The 18938-nt window shown below is 43.2% G+C and carries 16 protein-coding genes; 13 read left to right on the top strand and 3 right to left on the bottom strand.

Annotation, left to right across the window (positions count from 1 at the left end):
* Nucleotides 1–43 precede the first annotated feature (43 nt).
* Nucleotides 44–1522, top strand: coding sequence for a sodium/proline symporter PutP (putP, locus tag MHN81_RS17765; RefSeq protein ID WP_036977311.1), 1479 nt, complete (start codon nt 44–46; stop codon nt 1520–1522).
* Nucleotides 1523–1976: 454 nt separating this feature from the next.
* Here putP and dapD read toward each other — a convergent pair whose 3' ends face one another.
* From dapD to map, 3 genes are all read right to left on the bottom strand, one after another.
* Nucleotides 1977–2804 (bottom strand): 2,3,4,5-tetrahydropyridine-2,6-dicarboxylate N-succinyltransferase, encoded by an 828-nt coding sequence (dapD, locus tag MHN81_RS17760; protein ID WP_023401847.1) that lies wholly within the window; start codon nt 2802–2804, stop codon nt 1977–1979.
* An 11-nt stretch (nt 2805–2815) separates the two neighbouring features.
* Nucleotides 2816–5434, bottom strand: a complete 2619-nt coding sequence (gene glnD, locus MHN81_RS17755; RefSeq protein ID WP_239426331.1) for a [protein-PII] uridylyltransferase — start codon at nt 5432–5434, stop codon at nt 2816–2818.
* Nucleotides 5435–5625: 191 nt separating this feature from the next.
* Nucleotides 5626–6414: a type I methionyl aminopeptidase gene (map, locus tag MHN81_RS17750; protein WP_023401849.1), complete on the bottom strand. Its 789-nt coding sequence runs from the start codon at nt 6412–6414 to the stop codon at nt 5626–5628.
* A 290-nt stretch (nt 6415–6704) separates the two neighbouring features.
* Between map and rpsB the strand changes: the two genes are divergently transcribed.
* From rpsB to fabZ, 12 genes are all read left to right on the top strand, one after another.
* On the top strand, nt 6705–7433 hold the full coding sequence (gene rpsB, locus MHN81_RS17745; RefSeq protein WP_023401850.1) for a 30S ribosomal protein S2: 729 nt from the start codon (nt 6705–6707) through the stop codon (nt 7431–7433).
* A gap of 104 nt (nt 7434–7537) precedes the next feature.
* A complete protein-coding gene (gene tsf / locus MHN81_RS17740) occupies nt 7538–8389 on the top strand; it encodes a translation elongation factor Ts (protein WP_023401851.1) in 852 nt (283 codons plus the stop codon).
* A 141-nt stretch (nt 8390–8530) separates the two neighbouring features.
* Entirely contained in the window at nt 8531–9271 is a 741-nt protein-coding gene (pyrH, locus tag MHN81_RS17735; RefSeq protein WP_023401852.1) for a UMP kinase, read from the top strand.
* A 104-nt stretch (nt 9272–9375) separates the two neighbouring features.
* Entirely contained in the window at nt 9376–9933 is a 558-nt protein-coding gene (gene frr, locus MHN81_RS17730; protein WP_023401853.1) for a ribosome recycling factor, read from the top strand.
* Nucleotides 9934–10151: 218 nt separating this feature from the next.
* Nucleotides 10152–10925, top strand: coding sequence for an isoprenyl transferase (locus MHN81_RS17725; RefSeq protein ID WP_023401854.1), 774 nt, complete (start codon nt 10152–10154; stop codon nt 10923–10925).
* 11 nt (nt 10926–10936) lie between these two features.
* Entirely contained in the window at nt 10937–11803 is an 867-nt protein-coding gene (locus MHN81_RS17720) for a phosphatidate cytidylyltransferase (RefSeq protein ID WP_036977315.1), read from the top strand.
* Nucleotides 11800–13008 carry a 1-deoxy-D-xylulose-5-phosphate reductoisomerase gene (gene ispC / locus MHN81_RS17715; protein ID WP_023401856.1) on the top strand — a complete coding sequence of 403 codons (1209 nt, stop codon included), beginning with the start codon at nt 11800–11802 and terminating at the stop codon, nt 13006–13008. Before MHN81_RS17720 ends, ispC begins: the two co-directional genes overlap by 4 nt.
* Nucleotides 13008–14360 carry a sigma E protease regulator RseP gene (rseP, locus tag MHN81_RS17710; RefSeq protein WP_239426330.1) on the top strand — a complete coding sequence of 451 codons (1353 nt, stop codon included), beginning with the start codon at nt 13008–13010 and terminating at the stop codon, nt 14358–14360. Before ispC ends, rseP begins: the two co-directional genes overlap by 1 nt.
* A 72-nt stretch (nt 14361–14432) precedes the next feature.
* Nucleotides 14433–16904: an outer membrane protein assembly factor BamA gene (gene bamA, locus MHN81_RS17705; RefSeq protein WP_023401858.1), complete on the top strand. Its 2472-nt coding sequence runs from the start codon at nt 14433–14435 to the stop codon at nt 16902–16904.
* An 11-nt stretch (nt 16905–16915) separates the two neighbouring features.
* Nucleotides 16916–17434 carry an OmpH family outer membrane protein gene (locus MHN81_RS17700; RefSeq protein ID WP_023401859.1) on the top strand — a complete coding sequence of 173 codons (519 nt, stop codon included), beginning with the start codon at nt 16916–16918 and terminating at the stop codon, nt 17432–17434.
* Nucleotides 17434–18474, top strand: a complete 1041-nt coding sequence (gene lpxD, locus MHN81_RS17695; RefSeq protein ID WP_023401860.1) for a UDP-3-O-(3-hydroxymyristoyl)glucosamine N-acyltransferase — start codon at nt 17434–17436, stop codon at nt 18472–18474. Before MHN81_RS17700 ends, lpxD begins: the two co-directional genes overlap by 1 nt.
* Nucleotides 18475–18485: 11 nt before the next feature.
* Nucleotides 18486–18938, top strand: a complete 453-nt coding sequence (fabZ, locus tag MHN81_RS17690) for a 3-hydroxyacyl-ACP dehydratase FabZ (protein WP_023401861.1) — start codon at nt 18486–18488, stop codon at nt 18936–18938.

The following is an 18938-nucleotide window of genomic DNA, read 5'->3' as shown; positions in this document are numbered from 1 at the left end:
TAACTGCTATTCGGAGAGAAGCTCTTTATTGACGGAGGTCATTTTGGAAATTGGCACAATGATATCGCTGGCTTTGTATTTTGCGGCAATGCTGGCTATTGGCCTTTATGCCTATCGTAAATCTACCGATGATGTATCAGGCTATATGTTGGGCGGTCGAAATTTACCGCCGAGTGTAGCGGCACTGTCAGCAGGTGCCTCTGATATGAGTGGTTGGATCTTAATGGGTTTGCCTGGCGCGATGTTTTTAACTGGGTTCAGCAGTACCTGGATCGCTGTGGGCTTAGTTATTGGCGCATTTTTGAACTATTTGCTTGTCGCACCTAGATTGCGTGTTTATACCGAGGTTGCCAACGACGCAATCACCATTCCGGATTATTTTGCTAATCGATTTGAAGATAACAGCAATGCACTTCGTATTGTTTCTGCGATCGTAATTATTGTGTTCTTCACCTTATATACTTCGTCAGGCGTGGTAGCTGGTGGCAAGTTATTTGAAAACTCATTTGGCATGAGCTACGAAACTGGCTTATACGTAACAACCGGTGTTGTTGTTCTTTATACGTTATTTGGTGGTTTCTTGGCCGTTAGCCTGACTGATTTTGTACAAGGCTGCATTATGTTCATTGCGCTTGTATTAGTGCCACTAGTGACATTCAGCTTGTTAGATCAGCCGCTCGTTGCGACATTGAATGAGTTAAATCCAGAGATGTTAACTTGGGTTGGTGCTGGTGGCGTGATCGGTATTATCTCTGCGATGTCTTGGGGTTTGGGTTATTTTGGTCAACCGCACATCATTGTACGTTTCATGTCTGTTCGCAGTGTTAAAGATATGCCGACGGCTAGAAACATAGGTATGAGTTGGATGGTTGTTGCGACGATTGGGGCTATCACAACAGGTCTATTTGGCGCTGCATACGCTCATGAAAACAATATCGTTGTCAAAGATGCTGAAACAATTTTCTTGGTCTTGTCAGAATTGTTATTCCACCCATTGATAGCTGGATTTTTATTGGCTGCAATTTTAGCTGCTATCATGAGCACCATTTCTTCGCAGTTGTTAGTCAGCTCAAGCTCATTGACAGAAGACTTTTACAAAGTGTTTATTAAACCAAATGCGAAGGACAAAGAACTTGTTTTAGTCGGGCGTATTAGTGTGGCTGCGGTTTCTGTTCTTGCGATTTATCTTGCCCATGACAGAGAAAGTACCATCTTGAGCTTAGTGAGCAACGCGTGGGCCGGGTTTGGTGCTGCATTTGGTCCATTGGTACTATTTAGTCTGTTTTGGAAGCGTATGAACTTCTCAGGCGCGCTGGCAGGTATGGTGGTTGGTGCCACAACTGTATTGGTTTGGATCTATGCACCATTTACCATTGCAGGGCAAAGTCCAAGCGGATTTATTTATGAAATTGTACCGGGATTCATCGCCGCGTCTATTGCGATTGTCGCTGTCAGTTTAATGACTTCACCCCCTTCGGCAACTATCGAAGAAAAGTTTGAAGAAATGCATCGCGGTTTGTAAAACAAAATTACATGTATTTTATAAGGTGGGCTTGGCCCACCTTTTTTGTTTTGGTTGTTTGAAACCCACTATTTTGTGCTGTTTGTTTTACCAGCTGCAGTGCATCTGGGTCTAGTAACATCAATGAATGTAAAATTGTATTGCGGGAGATTGTGGTTGGAAAATCAAGCGTATTGGTTTTGACAGCAAAACCTTGCTTCTGCAACGCGTTATGCAAGTTGATGCACGCTTTATTGGGAGTGTACTTGGCATAAATATGCACAGTGGTTGTGTTAGCACACCCTGTCATATAAAGAAAAGTGCAGTGACAGTGAGTTGGCGAATGATTGATATCATTGTGATTGCCCCACGTTTAAATGTGGCTTGATTTTAACCACACACAGATAGGGTTGTAAGCAACCTTGAAAGCGGTTGTCAAAGCAGCCGTGCAAAAAGCTTGCACGGCAGGGGATTCTTAGTCCTGAACAGAGCGAAGCAGGGCGTTCACACCCACTTTTTCACGTGTCTGTTGGTCTACTTTTTTAACAATAATTGCGGCATATAGGCTATGTGTACCGTCTTTGCTTGGCAGAGAACCAGGCACAACGACTGAGCCCGCAGGCACTCGACCATAGTGAATTTCGCCAGTTTCTCGGTCATAAATGCGTGTGCTTTGAGAAATATAAACACCCATTGAAATCACTGCGCCTTCCTCGACGATTACACCTTCAACGATCTCCGAGCGGGCACCAATAAAACAGTTGTCTTCGATGATAGTTGGGTTTGCCTGAAGCGGTTCAAGCACGCCACCAATGCCTACACCACCAGAAAGGTGAACGTTTTTACCGATCTGCGCACATGAACCAACAGTAGCCCATGTATCGACCATTGTCCCTTCATCTACATACGCGCCAATATTTACGTATGACGGCATTAACACGACGTTCTTACCAACGAAACTGCCTTGACGAGCAACGGCGTTAGGCACTACGCGCATACCACCTTGCTGAAATTGCTCAGGTGTATAGTCACTGAACTTAAGCGGTACCTTGTCGTAAAACTGGTTTACACCATCACTCATAGGTTGATTGTCACGAATTCTAAACGACAATAGTACGGCTTTTTTCAACCACTGGTGTACCACCCATTCACCACTGACTTTTTCCGCTACGCGAGCAGCGCCCTTGTCGAGCAACTCTAGTGAATCCACAATCGCTTTTTTCACTTCTGGCGCGACAGATGAAGGTGTAATGTTATCGCGGTTTTCCCACGCTTGTTCAATAATGCTTTTTAAATCCGACATAGTTTCCTCGTTTATTCAGATTCGGCGTTTAATTTTTTCATAAGTGAATGATGTAAAGCTGTTTTTTCATCTTCACTCAAGGCTAAATAATGTTCATTTGAGACTACGAAAAAGTCCTCTGCGCGTTCGCCCACTGTGGTGATCCGCGCGGCGTGGATATGTAGGTTGTGAACCTGCAATACTTCCGCAATTTTGGTTAATAGGCCCTGAATATCCACAGCCTGAATCTCGACTAAGTTTCTATCATCACGAGCATGTGGACGGACAATAACCTTTGGTTTGATATTAAAATCTTTAAAGCGCTGCGAGCGGTTTTTCTTTAAGCGTATCTTCTTTTTAGGATCTGCGAGAATACTATCGAGGCCGCGGCGTAAGTTTTTGGCTCTACTGCCACTGATGGCGTCGCCATTGACTTCCAATATAACGAAACTAAAGACCACATAGCCATCTTTTGTAGTCATGACTTGAGCGTGTTGGATTTGCGCTTTTTTGCTTCCGATCACTGAAACTAACTTGGCAAATAAACTGGCTTCATATGGTGCATAAACAAACACCTGAGTACCGCCATGCATGGGTTTTTCAGATACAGCAACGCCTGATGTACTCTGCTCATTTAGTGAAAGTAGGTACTCACTTTGCCAGGAAATTTGTTCTTCACTAAAGCCAGTGAAATAGTTGGGTTTAAATCGAGACCAAAGCTTGGTTACTTTTTCTTCTAAATGTCCCGACTCAATCAGTCTTTGCATGGCTTGCGCTTTTTTATCTCGTATCTGATCACGCATATCCATTGGGTGTTCTAGGCCTAGCCTCAAAGCTCTTTGAGCATGTAAATAGAGCTCTCTTAACAGGGTGTTTTTCCAGTCATTCCACAAATTATCATTGGTTGCACGAATGTCTGCAACGGTCAGGCAATACAGATAATCTAGCTGCCTTTCGTTTTTAACCTTGGAGGCAAATTCATTGATAACGTCAGGGTCATTAATATCTTTGCGCTGTGCTGTCACAGACATGAGCAAGTGGTGCTCTACCAACCAAGCGACCAGCTTAGCGTCAGAGGGCGTTAACTTATGCATGCTAGCAAACGCGTTGGCATCGACAGCGCCTAATTCAGAGTGGTCACCACCTCTACCTTTGGCAATGTCATGGAAAATACCAGCCAGATAAAGGAGTTCAGGCTTATCCATGCGGGTCATGATTTCAGCACAAATTGGAAACGCCTTGTTAAGCTGCTTATCGCGATATTTATGAATGTTATTGATCAGTTTATGGGTGTGCTCATCGACTGTGTACGCATGGAATAAATCAAATTGCATTTGACCGAAAATGCTACGCCACTGGGGTAGGTAGGCTGCAATGATCCCATGCTTGTGCATGAGCGTGAAAGCGCGACCCATACCATTTGGATGTTTGAGCAGACGCATAAATGCATCTCGACACGCTGCATAATCTTGCAAATCTCCAAGAAGGCGCCTTCTTACTTGGCGAACCGATCGTATGGTATTTGGATCAATGTCGGTGATATCAGTGTTATCAGCAATATGCTCAAAGAGCACTAAGAGGTTTTCTCTCAAAAAGAAGGCTGATGGGTCTTTGACTCGAATTTTGTTCCCGATCCGCTCAAAGTGCGCATCTAAAGGCGTAATAACAAGTGCATCTTGTTCCGGCAAAATACTTTGCTCGAAATAAGCCAGCAGCATTTGATTCATTTCTCGCACTCGGCTCATGATGCGGAAGAGGCGTTTCATCATACGTTCAACTGACGGTTTGCCTTCTGAGCCAAAGCCCAGCAATTCGGCAGCATGAGGTTGGTAGTCGAATAACAAACGGTTTTCACTACGGCCAGCCGCAAGGTGTAAAGCAAAGCGTATATTCCATAGATTTTCCAGACATTCCATCAGCTCTTGATATTCTTCGTGCGTTAAATAACCGTGACCGATTAGCTCCTCAAGCGTTTCTGCGTGGAAATGCTTTTTTGCGACCCAAAAAATGGTTTGCAGATCTCTGAGTCCACCAGGGTTTTCTTTAATATTTGGCTCGAGGTTATAGGCGGTACCGTGGCATTTTTTTCGTCGTAACTTTTGCTCTTTAACTTTGGCGATAAAAAAGTCGTCTGAGCGCCAAATTGGTGTCTTGACGATGTGACTTTTTAACCGTTCGAACTCAACAAGGTTACCGCAAATAAGTCTGCTTTCAAGCAAGCTGGTGGTAAAGTGAACATCTTTACGTTTTTGCTCCAAGACTTGCTCATGGGTTCGTACACTGTGACCGATATCGAGGTTTAGATCCCACAAATAAGTAACAAACACTTCTAATGCATGTCGCAATTCTTCACTGGGTTCGCCATCTGTAAGCAACAGAAAGTCAATATCTGAAAATGGGTGGAGTTCACCACGCCCGTATCCACCAATGCCAATCAATGCCAATTGAGGGAATTTAGACAATCCAGTTTGAACAAACAGTTCCTTAAGCAGGGTGTCGATAAATTCAGAGCGAGCGTTGATGAGTAATCTAACAGGTTGTTTTGAAAACTGATTATTTAGCCACTTATAAAAATAGGTCAGGCAGCCTTTGTAATCATTGAGCTGTTCTGCTTGTTCGAGCAGCAACTTTACTTTATTGGGTAACGCCACGAGATATCCTTGGAACACGAGATAAAGTCAGTTTACTTGTATATTGGAATGACTTGAAGCAGGGAGCGCGCGTTTTTATTGGTTTTATTTCAGAAGTCATCTAATTGCGTAATTTTTACCTAAAATTATGCCAATTTTTAGACCGTTGCTGTGTAGGTAGCTGCTTGACCTTGCAAGCAGCTACAATTGTATTATCCGTGCTCAATAATACGATCTATGGTGTCGTCTTTACGGTGAGTTAGGATTTCAACACCGTTGTCTGTAACCAACAAGGTGTGTTCCCACTGTGCGGATAGACTGCGATCTTTAGTTACGACTGTCCAGTCATCTTTGAGCAGTTTACACTGGCGTTTACCAGCATTAACCATAGGCTCGATTGTTAAACACATACCTGCTTTTAAGGTTTCGCCTGTACCTGGTTTACCATAGTGCATGACTTGCGGGTCTTCGTGAAATTGTGCGCCAATACCGTGACCGCAATATTCACGAACGATTGAATAATTGAAACCTTCAGCATATTTTTGAATTGCGGCACCGATGTCACCAAGACGTACACCCGGTTTTACCATTTTAATAGCAAGGTAAAGAGACTCTTGAGTGATTTCGCTTAGGCGCTTGCCTTGAATGCTTGGCTTGCCAACGTAGAACATTTTTGACGTATCGCCATGGTAACCATCTTTGATGACTGTGACATCAATATTGATAATGTCGCCTTCTTTAAGTGGCTTTTCATTTGGGATACCGTGACAGATTACATGGTTAACTGAGGTACAAATTGACTTTGGAAATCCGTGATAATTGAGTGGCGCCGGAATGCAACCTTGAACATCCACAATGTAATTATGACAAATTGTGTTTAATTCGTCTGTGGTAACCCCAGGCTTCACATACTCTTCGATCATTTCCAATACTTCAGCCGCTAACCTACCGGCAACACGCATTTTTTCGATTTCTTCAGGGGTTTTAATCACTGCACTCATTGAGACTCCAAGTCATAATTTTCACAAAGCAATGACGAGCAATTTTTGTTCTCATCATTGAGTTAATTTATTTTATATGGTATAAAGCGCGCCGTCTTTTTACAAATAAATCTTCTAGATTTGATCTAGAGGTTGTTTGTACTTAAGACAAGCAAAATTTAATTTTAACACACACACATATCGACACATACACTTGGGTGCATGTTTGTATCGGTTAAAGATACGCAATAAGCATGTTGGTGCTATGGGATATGTGGAGGCCTAACCCTACTAAAATAGAGGAAAATACAATGGCAAACGTTTCAATGCGCGATATGCTTCAAGCTGGTGTTCACTTCGGTCACCAAGCACGTTACTGGAACCCTAAGATGAAGCCGTTCATCTTCGGTGCACGTAACCGCGTTCACATCATCAACCTAGAAAAGACAGTTCCACTTTTCAACGATGCACTTAAGTTTTTATCAAACGTTGCATCTAACAAAGGTAAAATCCTTTTCGTTGGTACTAAGCGCGCAGCTGGTGAAGCAGTTAAAGAAGCAGCTATCTCAAGTGAGCAGTTCTACGTAAATCACCGTTGGTTAGGTGGTATGTTGACTAACTGGAAAACAGTTCGTCAATCAATCAAGCGTCTTAAAGACCTTGAGACTCAAAGCCAAGACGGTACTTTCGAGAAGCTTACTAAGAAAGAAGCGCTAATGAAAACGCGTGAAATGGAAAAGCTTGAGAAGAGCCTTGGCGGTATCAAAGATATGGGCGGTCTACCTGACGCTATCTTCGTAATCGATGCTGACCACGAGCACATCGCTATCCGCGAAGCTAACAACCTAGGTATTCCAGTAGTATCTGTTGTTGATACTAACTCAAACCCAGATGGTGTTGACTTCATCATCCCAGGTAACGACGATGCGATCCGCGCAATCCAGCTTTACACTAAAGCTGTTGCAACTGCTATCACTGAAGGTCGTGAAAGCAACATCGTTGCTCAAGCAGAAAACGACGATTTCGTAGAAGCTGAGTAATTAGCTGTCATCAAGTCTTCATCCAAATGTGATGAAGGCTTGATATTCTTTACAAGCGGTAATTCGCTTATCAAAAAACCGAATTCAGAATTGAGGATATTCTAATGGCTGTAACTGCTGCCCTAGTTAAAGAACTTCGCGAGCGTACTGGCGCTGGCATGATGGATTGTAAAAAAGCACTAACTGAAACTAACGGTGACATCGATCTAGCGATCGAAAACATGCGTAAAAGTGGTGCTGCTAAAGCTGCTAAAAAAGCAGGTAACATCGCTGCTGAAGGTACAATCCTTATCAAGCAAGGCGAAGGCTTCGCTGCACTTCTTGAAGTTAACTGTCAAACTGACTTCGTTGCTAAAGACGAAAACTTCCTAGGTTTCGCTAACACTGTTCTTGACGACGCTGTTGCTACTAAAGCGACAATTGCTGACCTTCAAGCAAAGTTCGAAGAAACACGTGTTGCTCTAGTTGCTAAAATCGGTGAAAACATCAACGTTCGTCGCGTTGAGTACATCGATGGTGACAAGCTATCTGCATACCGTCACGGCGACCGTATCGGTGTTGTTGTAACTGGTGATGCTGACGAAGAAACTCTTAAGCACGTTGCAATGCACGTTGCTGCTTCTAAGCCTGACTACCTAAACCCAGAAGACGTACCAGCTGACGTTGTAGAGAAAGAAAAAGCGGTTCAGGTTGAAATCGCTATGAACGAAGGCAAGCCTGCTGAAATCGCAGAAAAAATGGTTGTTGGCCGCATGAAGAAGTTCACTGGTGAGATTTCTCTTACTGGTCAAGCTTTCATCATGGAGCCTAAGAAGTCTGTAGGTGAGTACCTTAAAGAGAAAGGTGCTACTGTTTCTTCATTCATTCGCCTAGAAGTTGGTGAAGGTATCGAGAAGAAAGAAGAAGACTTCGCTGCTGAAGTTGCTGCACAGATCGCTGCTGCAAAAGGCGAATAATCGCAATAGAATAATCTTATTGACATAAAAGTGTTGATTTGCTTTTGCGTCAATGAAGAAAATTCTCTAAAATAACCGCGCATTTATGTCTATCATAAGCGCGGTTATTTTTTGTCTCAATTTTAACTTGGCCCGGAAATTATGACTATCAATCGAAAACCTGTTTTTAGACGCGTTCTTCTTAAATTAAGCGGTGAAGCTTTAATGGGAGATGAAGGCTTTGGTATTGATCCAAAAGTATTGGATCGTATGGCGCAAGAAATCAAAGAGCTTGTAGAACTCGACGTAGAAGTGGGTTTGGTTATCGGCGGCGGTAACTTTTTACGCGGCGGATCATTAGCGGAAGCGGGTATGAACCGTGTTGTTGGTGACCATATGGGCATGTTAGCGACAGTGATGAATGGCTTGGCGATGCGCGATGCATTGCACAGAGCGTTCGTTAATGCCCGTTTGATGTCTGCAATTCCACTAAATGGTGTGTGTGATGCGTACAATTGGGCTGAGGCAATTAGCTTGTTAAAATCAGGCCGTGTTGTTATCTTTTCAGCAGGTACCGGCAACCCATTCTTTACCACTGATTCAGCTGCGTGTTTACGCGGTATTGAAATTGAAGCTGACACAGTAATCAAAGCAACGAAAGTAGACGGTGTTTACAGTGATGATCCTGTTAAAAACCCTGAAGCAACTTTGTATAGCCAGCTGACTCATGACGAAATAATTGATAAAGAACTAAAAGTAATGGATTTAGCTGCATTCACTTTGGCTCGTGACCACAATATGCCGTTAAGCGTATTTAACATGAACAAGCCAGGTGCTTTGAAGCGTGTCATCATGGGTGAAGATGAAGGTACCCTGATCACGTCGAAAAAAGCAGCGGAATAAACAGCAATTGAGAATGGGGCTTGAGGCCCCATTCTCTTAGAATAACCCAGCCTAAATAGCGTGATTTAGCTAGAGGTTGGAACAGTAAAAATAGGATTGCAACTGTGATTAATGATATCCAAAAAGACGCTCAAGAGCGCATGAAAAAAAGTGTGGCAGCGCTAGCTAGCCAACTATCTAAAATTCGCACTGGTCGTGCTCACCCAGCACTACTTGATGGTATTTCAGTTTCATACTATGGCGCTGATACGCCACTTAACCAGGTTGCGAACGTAACTGTCGAAGATTCTCGTACACTTGCTATCAATGTCTTCGATAAGTCATTAGCGCAAGCGGTTGAAAAAGCGATTATGGCTTCTGATTTGGGTCTAAACCCAATGTCAGCTGGCACTGTTATTCGTGTACCGCTTCCTCCACTTACAGAAGAACGTCGTAAAGACTTAATCAAAATTGTTCGTGGCGAAGTAGAAGGCGGCCGCGTAGCAGTGCGTAACATTCGCCGCGATGCGAATGGTGACATCAAAGCACTACTAAAAGACAAAGAAATTTCTGAAGATGAAGCGCGCCAAGCTGAAGATCAAATCCAAAAGATCACAGATGCGCACATTAAAGAAATGGACACACAGTTAAGTGCAAAAGAAGCTGAGCTGATGGAAATCTAATTCCAGCCACCAAAGCTTTAAACGAAGAGCCGCTTTATAGCGGCTTTTTTCTTGTTCAGAGGTAAAAATTATTGCGGATTTAGGATATTTACATACTCATAAAGTTTCGGTGTAAAATTTCAGCAGTTTTTTTGTAATTTGAAGATAAAGAATTTTATTAGGTTTGCAGCGACGACTGCGCTATACTAGGCGGCGTTTTTTTTATTTAAAATAGTACTATGGTTTTAAACGCTGACGCGATTTCTCAACAATCACTACCAAAGCATGTTGCCATAATTATGGATGGCAATGGACGTTGGGCTCAAGCCCGTAAACGCCCAAGAGCTTATGGTCATAAAAAGGGTGTAGACTCTGTTCGCAGCGCTGTACAGTTTTGCTCTAAATTAGGCATAGAGTCTTTAACTCTGTTCGCATTTAGCAGTGAAAACTGGCGTAGACCTGAGGATGAAGTCAGTACCTTGATGGAATTATTCCTTTTCGTCTTGAGTAAAGAAGTAAAAAAGTTACATAAAAATAATGTAAAACTGAATATTATTGGCGATATATCAAAGTTTCCTCAAAGCTTGCAAGATAAAGTACACAGCGCTCATGCATTAACTGCCGAGAATTCTGGCTTGCAATTAAATATCGCTGCAAACTATGGAGGCCGATGGGATATCATCACGGCAGCTCAATCTTTAGCATCACAAGTAAAAAGTGGCGAGCTGGATGTAGCTGATATCACTGAAGAAGCTTTATCAAAACAGCTAACTATGGCTGATCAAAGCCCACTAGACCTTCTCATCCGTACTGGAGGAGATTACCGGATAAGCAATTTCTTGCTCTGGCAAGCTGCATACGCAGAGCTGTATTTTACAGAGACTCTTTGGCCTGATTTTGACGAAGAAGCTTTCTCAGAAGCTATCGCTTGCTATATTTCTAGAGAAAGGCGCTTTGGTTGCACAGGTGAACAAATAAAACAACTACTCGCCGAGAGCAATTCAACAAGTTAAAGGTATACAGTTTGTTAAAACAACGCATTATGACGTCAGCTGTGCTCGCACCGCTGGCGCTAATTTTAGTATTTTATACCCCACTGAACCTATTTAGTGTGATAGCCGCATCAATTGTGTTACTAGGTGCCTGGGAATGGGCGTCGTTAATGGGTATCACCAAGCCACTGTATCGGTTGGCCTATGTTGCTGTGACGGGTGTATTGATTGCGACATTGCACTTTCACTGGCCAATTGAAAGTCTTTGGCAAGGGAAAAAGTTAGTCGCAGATGCCAATTATATATTTACGCTTGCAGCGGCGTGGTGGATTGTTGCGACGCTGCTTGTACTGCGATATCCAAAAATGGCTAAGTCTTGGAGCCAAGGGATGGTTATGCCTGGGATCGCAGGCTTTTTAACGCTCATCCCTTTATGGCTAGCTTTGAATGTCCTAAGAAGCGCAGAATACCATTCGTCTGAACAGTTTGGTTCAGTGTTAATTATGGTCGTGCTGGGCATTGTTTGGAGTGCAGATATTGGTGCTTATTTTGCCGGTAAAAATCTCGGTAAGAGAAAGCTTATGCCAAATGTGAGCCCGAACAAAACAATCGAAGGGCTTATTGGTGGGCTGCTTACGGCTGTTGTGTTTGTTTTAATTTTTTGTTTTTGCGCAGACGTTGGACACAAACACTGGTTAATGTACGGTTTATTGACGGTCGTTATTGCGCTATTTTCGGCGATTGGTGATCTGCTTGAGAGTATGTTTAAACGAGAAGCAGGGTTGAAAGACTCAGGAAGTTGCTTGCCTGGTCACGGCGGAATTTTAGATCGCATAGATAGCCTGACAGCTGCGGCACCTATATTCGCGTTACTTTATGCGTGGACGGTGACGTTATGAGCGCAGTAAAGTCAGTGACTGAGCAAGTAGTTATACTCGGTTCTAGTGGCTCTATCGGTACATCAACCTTAGATGTAATCAGCCGAAACAAAGAACGCTTTAATGTTTTTGCTCTTGTTGCCGGTAAAAACGTCGATGTGGTTCACCAACAAGTCATACTCCACAAACCTAAATATGTGGTTATGCATGACGAAGCCGCAGCTCGGTCTTTGAGAACGCGCTTGCAGGATGTAGACACAGAAGTCCTTAGCGGCACCCAAGCCATGTGCGACGTTTCAGCGCACAGTGATGTAGATATTGTGATGTCTGCCATTGTTGGCGCTGCGGGGCTACTGCCGACATTAGCTGCGGTCGAGGCTGGCAAAAAAGTATTACTGGCCAACAAAGAGTCATTGGTCATGTCTGGCAAGTTGTTTATGGATAAAGTGAAGCGCCACGGTGCGACACTACTGCCGATAGACAGTGAGCACAACGCAATATTTCAATGCATGCCTCGTCAAATGCAACAAGGTATTCAAACCAACTTTGCGCCTTTGGGGATACGAAAAATACTCTTAACGGGATCTGGTGGACCTTTCTTAAACCGCGATATAAAAACGCTAGATGCTGTTACGGTTGCAGAAGCCGTCGCTCACCCGAATTGGTCTATGGGCCAAAAAATCTCCGTTGATTCTGCTACGATGATGAATAAGGGCCTTGAGTTTATCGAAGCCAAGTGGTTATTTGATTGTCAGGCTGATGATATAGAGGTCGTGATCCACCCGCAGAGCATGATCCACTCAATGGTACAGTATCAAGATGGTTCTGTTATCGCTCAAATGGGACAACCAGATATGCGAACACCTATTGCATACGGGTTAGCTTACCCTGAGCGCATTGATGCGGGTGTAAAGCCTCTCGATTTTTCTGACATGAGAGATTTTACGTTTACCGAGCCAGACTACGCTCGCTATCCAAATTTAAAATTAGCAATAGAAGCGTGTCGTCTAGGCCAAGCCGCCACGACTACGCTCAATGCCGCGAATGAAGTGTCAGTGGCAGCGTTTTTGAAAAACCAAATTGGCTTTATGGATATTTTCAAAGTGAATGAGCAAGTTTTGTCAATGAGTGCACTGAGTGAAGTGAACTCATTGGAGGAGATCATGGACGCAGACTCAGAAGCTCGCAGATGTGCTAATGAACTTGTTATGAGGCAGATGCGCTAATGATTGATTTTTTCTGGAATCTTGGTTCTTTCGTTGTTGCGCTCAGTATTTTAGTCGCAGTACATGAATATGGACACTTTTGGGTTGCCAGAAAAGCCGGTGTGAAAGTTCTGCGTTTCTCAATAGGCTTTGGTAAGCCTCTTATCACTTGGTACGACAAACTCGGCACAGAATACGCCATTTCAGTGATCCCCTTAGGTGGTTATGTCAGAATGTTGGACTCTCGCGTGGATGATGTGGCAGAACATGACCGAACGCGCACCTTAGATAGTAAGTCCGTCTACGCCAGAATGGCGGTTGCCGTTGCTGGACCATTGGCTAATTTCTTGTTTGCAATATTTGCGTTAGCAATAATGTATATCATCGGCGTACAGAATATAAAGCCTGTGGTCGGTACTATTGTACCAAACTCAATTGCCTATCAAGCAGGAGTGCAACCGGGAGATGTCATCAAACGTATCGCAGACGAAGAAGTCACCTCTTGGCAAGATGTAAACTTTGCAGTGATATCAAGCCTCGGTGAGCAGCGCTTAGATATTAAGGTGACAGACAAACAAGGCCAAATTGCGATAAGAGCACTCAATGTCGATGGTTGGAAGCTAGATGAGCGGGATGTAGCGCCATTGACGTCAATCGGTATAACGCCATATCGGCCTGATATTACAACAGAGCTAGCATTGGTAGCAGAACACTCAGCTGCTCAAAAAGCGGGCGTGCAAGTTGGCGATGTGGTTGTATCGTTTAACCAAGAGCAGGTTTCTAGTTGGTCACAATTTGTCGAGCTAGTCCAGTTATCACCCAACAAACAAAGTGTGCTCACTGTACTGAGAGACAATCAGACAGTAACGTTGAATATTACACCAGATGCCCGTGAAACTTCGCAGGGAACATCCATTGGGTATTTAGGGGTTGTACCTAGACAGAAAAGTTGGCCTTCAGGGTACATTGAGACTAGACAGTATGGTGTGTTCGATAGTATCGTGCTTGGCGTTCAGAAAACCTATGCCCTGACCATGCTGAGCTTCGATATGATAGGCAACCTGATCACAGGCCAAGTCTCTGTGAAAAATATCAGTGGGCCTGTTGGAATTGCAGTAGGGGCTGGTGACAGTGTTAGTTATGGATTAGTTGCCTTTTTGAGCTTTCTAGCTCTGATAAGCGTCAACTTAGGGGTTTTTAACCTTTTACCGCTGCCGATGTTGGATGGCGGACATTTGATGTATTACTTAATTGAACTAATTCGAAAAAAACCGGTCTCTGAAAAGACACAAGAGTTAGGTTATAAGCTGGGAGCAATGATGTTGCTGGCACTGACCTGTTTTGCACTGTTTAATGATGTATCGAGGCTCTAGGCTCTTAGAATAAGGGCGGTAGCGCACGTGGCGCGTAGTTCGCCGTAAGCTGTAAAGGATAAAGATAACAAAATGCCTATAAAAAAACATTTAGCTGTAACGAGTTTACTTGGCGCTAGTTTTGCTGCTCTAGGGCAAAACTCCTTTATCGTAGAAGATTTAAAAGTTGAAGGGTTACAACGTGTTGCACTAGGTGCAGCCTTGACTCATATTCCAATTAACGTTGGTGATGAAGTTGATAACTATACGGTTTCAAAAACCATTAAGGCACTGTTTTCATCAGGGCATTTCGACGATATTTCTGCTTACCGTGATGGTAATCAAATTGTTTTCAAGGTGAAAGAGCGTCCAACCATCGCTTCAATTGAATTTGACGGCAACAAAGACATAAAAGATGAACAGTTGCAGGAAAGTTTGGATGGTAAAGACATTCGAACAGGTGAAACTCTAGATAGAACGGTTATCGACGGGATTGAAAAAGGTCTTATCGAGTTCTTCCATAGTATTGGTAAATACAATGCAAAAATGGAAGTAAGCATCGTCGAGTTGCCACGTAACCGAGTTAAGCTTAAGTTTGAGTTTGATGAAGGCGATGCAGCTTCTGTGCGTCAGATTAACCTTGTTGGTAATGAGTTATTCTCTGACGAGCAATTACTTCGATTAGTGGAGTCTCAGCAAGATTTGCCTTGGTGGAAGTTCTTATCTAGCGATCGTTATCAAAAGCAAACGATTGAAGGCGATTTGGAGAAAATCCGTAGCTACTATCTTGATCGAGGCTATTTGAGATTTAATATCGACTCAACGCAAGTTTCTGTTAGCCCTGAGCGCGAGTCAGTTTACGTGACCGCAAACATCTCAGAAGGTGAAAAGTACACGGTTAAAGGGTTTGACTTTATCGGTGATTTACTTGGACGTGAAGAGTTGATAGAAAGCGTCATTCCGTTAAAGTCTGGTGAGCTATATAACGGTTCATTGGTTACTTCATCAGAAGAATTCATCAAGGGTTACTTAGCACGCTTTGGTTATGCCAATGCTGAAGTACGTACAATTCCAGATATTGATGATGAAAACAAAGAAGTGCATTTAACCTTATCCGTAGATCCGGGCAAGCGTGTTTATGTTCGTCGTATTCTTGTCAATGGTAACCAAAGTACAGCCGATCACGTTGTTCGAAGAGAAATGACACAACTTGAAGGTGCGTGGCTATCTAATCAAAGCCTTGAGCGTTCTAAACTGCAAATTCAACGTCTACCGTACATGGAGACCGTGGATTTTGAAGTCAAACCAATCCCTGGTGTGGACGATCAAGTAGATGTAGATTTTAACGTTAAAGAACAACCTGCTGGTAGTTTCCAAGCAGGTGTTGCGTACGGTTCTTATGCGGGCTTACAGTTTAATGTCGGTGTGAGTGAGTCAAACTTTTTAGGCTCTGGTGACCAAGTCGCGTTTAACGTCAATACGTCAAAGGCGTCTACACGCTATAGCGTATCGTACACAGATCCATATTTCACGCCTGATGGTATTTCTCAAGGTAGTAGTGTCTTCTTCAGTAAGTTTGATGGTTCTGAAATTGGTCTAATTGATTACGACTCTCGTAGTTACGGTATTGGTACGCATTTTGGTATTCCAATTAACCCGGTTAACCGTTTGAACTTTAGTTTCCGTTGGGTTGAAGAAGAACTTGACCGAATCGCTGATTATGAACAGACTCGAGTTCTCAGACTAACCTTCCAAGATCCAAATGACCCAGATGGTGGGTATGATTTCACTAAGTATGAGTTAGGGATTGGCTGGTCACGTATTACAGTAAACCGTGGTATGTTCCCAACAGATGGCTCTCGTCAAAATGCCAACTTTAATATTACGACGCCAAACTCTGATTTAAATTACTTTAAATTAAGTTACGATTCGCGTTTTTATTGGCCTGTGAGTAATGATCACCGTTGGGTGTTCTCAACCAGAGCATCATTGGCATATGGTAATGGTTACGGTTCGGAAAATGGCTTTGATCAAGTTCTTCCGTTCCAAGAGTTCTATCGTATCACTGAGATGGAATTGAGAGGTTTTGAGCGAAATACGATACTACCACTTGCGGTACAACGTAGACCTCAATCTATTATTGGTTCTCCTCTCCCAGATGGCTCGGATAGTAACATTATCGGGGGCGATCCAGCGTTCGACCAATTGATTACAGCTGGTCGTATTGGTGGTAATGCGAAAGCCGTATTTGGTGCTGAAATGATTGTGCCGACACCATTCCTAGATGACGAAAACACAAGTTCTGTTAGAACGAGTTTCTTTGTCGATGCGGCAAACGTTTGGGATACTGAGTTTGACGTAGACCGCTACGCAAACCTGCCAGAGCATCAGTATAATCAACTGTCTGATTTCTCTGATCCAAGCCGTTTTAGGGTTTCAACCGGTATGTCTATTCAATGGATCTCACCGATGGGACCAATGTTAATTAGTTTTGCGTATCCGCTGAAGAAAGAAGATGACGATGATACTAAGAACATCAGCTTCAACATCAGTAATACATTCTAAGGAGTTTAATTGTGAAAAAGATTTTTAAAACCTCTGCTATGGGTATTTTAGCAGCGTTATTAATGGGTAACTCAATCAATGCATTTGCACATAAAGTGGGCATTGTTGATATGCAGACTGTTTACTCGCAGTTGCCACAAATGGCAAAAATTGAACAAACTTTGAAAAGTGAATTCTCAGAGCGTCGCCAAGAACTTGAAAAACTACAAGGTGACATCCGTTTTGAAGCTGAAAAGTTTAAGCGTGAAAGTGCGACAATGAGCGAAGAGCAAAAAACAGCGCTACGCAACAAAATCCAAGGCATGCAAAAAACACTTGCTGAGAAAGGTCGCCCGCTTGAGCAAGAAATTAAACAGCGTCAAAACCAAGAGTTAGCAAAAATACAAAAACTGATCCTAGATGCAATTGAAAATGTTGCTAAAAAAGGAAAGTTTGACGAAGTTAGACTAAAAGAAACGACAATCTACTTCAACCCTGATAAAGTTAGCGATCTGTCGGATGATATTGTTGAAGCAGTTAGCAAAAAGTAATGACTAAACACTATACGTTGTCGCAACTGGCTGATCATTTAGGAGCAACCCTTGAGGGGAATGCGGATCAGCCAATTGTAAAAATTGCCACTTTACTCAATGCGAAAGATCAAGACATCGCATTTTTGGCAAATAAAAAATACCGCAGCCAGCTTGAATCAACGCAAGCTGGCGCTGTGATCTTATCGGCGGAAGATGCGGCTTATTTTTCGGGTAACAAACTCATTTGTGATAACCCGTACGTGGCCTATGCAAAACTTGCGCAATATATGGATACAACGCCAAGCGCGGCGAACTCAATACACAGCAGTGCCGTGATAGACGAGAGTGCCTCTTTAGGCAACAATGTTAAAATTGCCGCAAATGCTGTTATAGAAGCTGGTGCTGTGATTGGTGACGATGTTGAAATTGGCGCTGGCAGTTTTATTGGACAGCATGCACGTATTGGCGCTGGCACGAAGCTCTGGGCCAACGTCACAGTTTACCATGAAGTAGAAATTGGCGAACATTGTTTGTTTCAATCAGGCAGTGTGATTGGCAGTGATGGCTTTGGCTACGCTAATGAATCAGGTGAGTGGGTCAAAATACCACAGATTGGTACTGTGATCATTGGTGATCGCGTTGAAGTCGGTGCGTGTACTTCAATTGACCGAGGGGCGATTGACAATACAATCATTCACGATAATGTCATTCTCGACAATCAAATTCAAATTGCACACAACGTTGAAGTTGGTTATGGCACTGCAATAGCGGGTTGTACGGTACTTGCCGGAAGCGTAAAAATCGGTAAGTACTGCCAAATCGGCGGCATGGTAGCTATTAACGGCCATAACGAGGTGTGCGATGGCGTTGTGATTACTGGTATGAGTATGGTTACTAAAGGCATCACTAAGCCTGGAGTGTACTCATCAGGTATGCCACATACCACCAACAAAGAGTGGCGCAAGAGTATTGCCCATTTGCGTAATCTTTCTGATTTTAAAGCGCGCATTAAAGCTCTCGAGAATCTTACCGAGCAGTTACAACATACGGATAAATAAAAGGTACTATTTTGGCCAACGAATTAAACAGCTTTGATATTCAAGAAATCTTGAAGTTACTTCCTCATCGTTACCCTATGCTACTAGTGGATAAGGTTGTCGATCATAAGCCCGGAGAGTATTTACACGCAGTAAAAAATGTGACGGCAAATGAGCCAATCTTTACCGGCCACTTCCCTGATCAACCGATTTTCCCAGGCGTAATGATCTTAGAAGCACTTGCTCAGGCAACGGGTCTACTCGGTTTTAAGACTGTCGAGAACCGCAGTGATAATGAGCTATACTTATTTGCAGCCATCGACAACGCTAGATTTAAGCAGCCAGTTGTTCCTGGTGATACGATGCATTTACACGTACAGTTTGTTAAAGAGCGCCGCAACATCTGGAAGTTTTCAGCTGAGGCGAAAGTTGACGGCAATGTTGTGTGTAGTGCTGAAATTATGTGTGCTAGAAGAGAGTTTTAA

Source organism: Pseudoalteromonas sp. Of7M-16 (assembly GCF_022347805.1).
Taxonomy (GTDB): Bacteria; Pseudomonadota; Gammaproteobacteria; order Enterobacterales; family Alteromonadaceae; genus Pseudoalteromonas; species Pseudoalteromonas luteoviolacea_F.
Note: the sequence above shows the minus strand (reverse complement) of the source record. Positions and strands in the feature narration are given on the sequence as shown.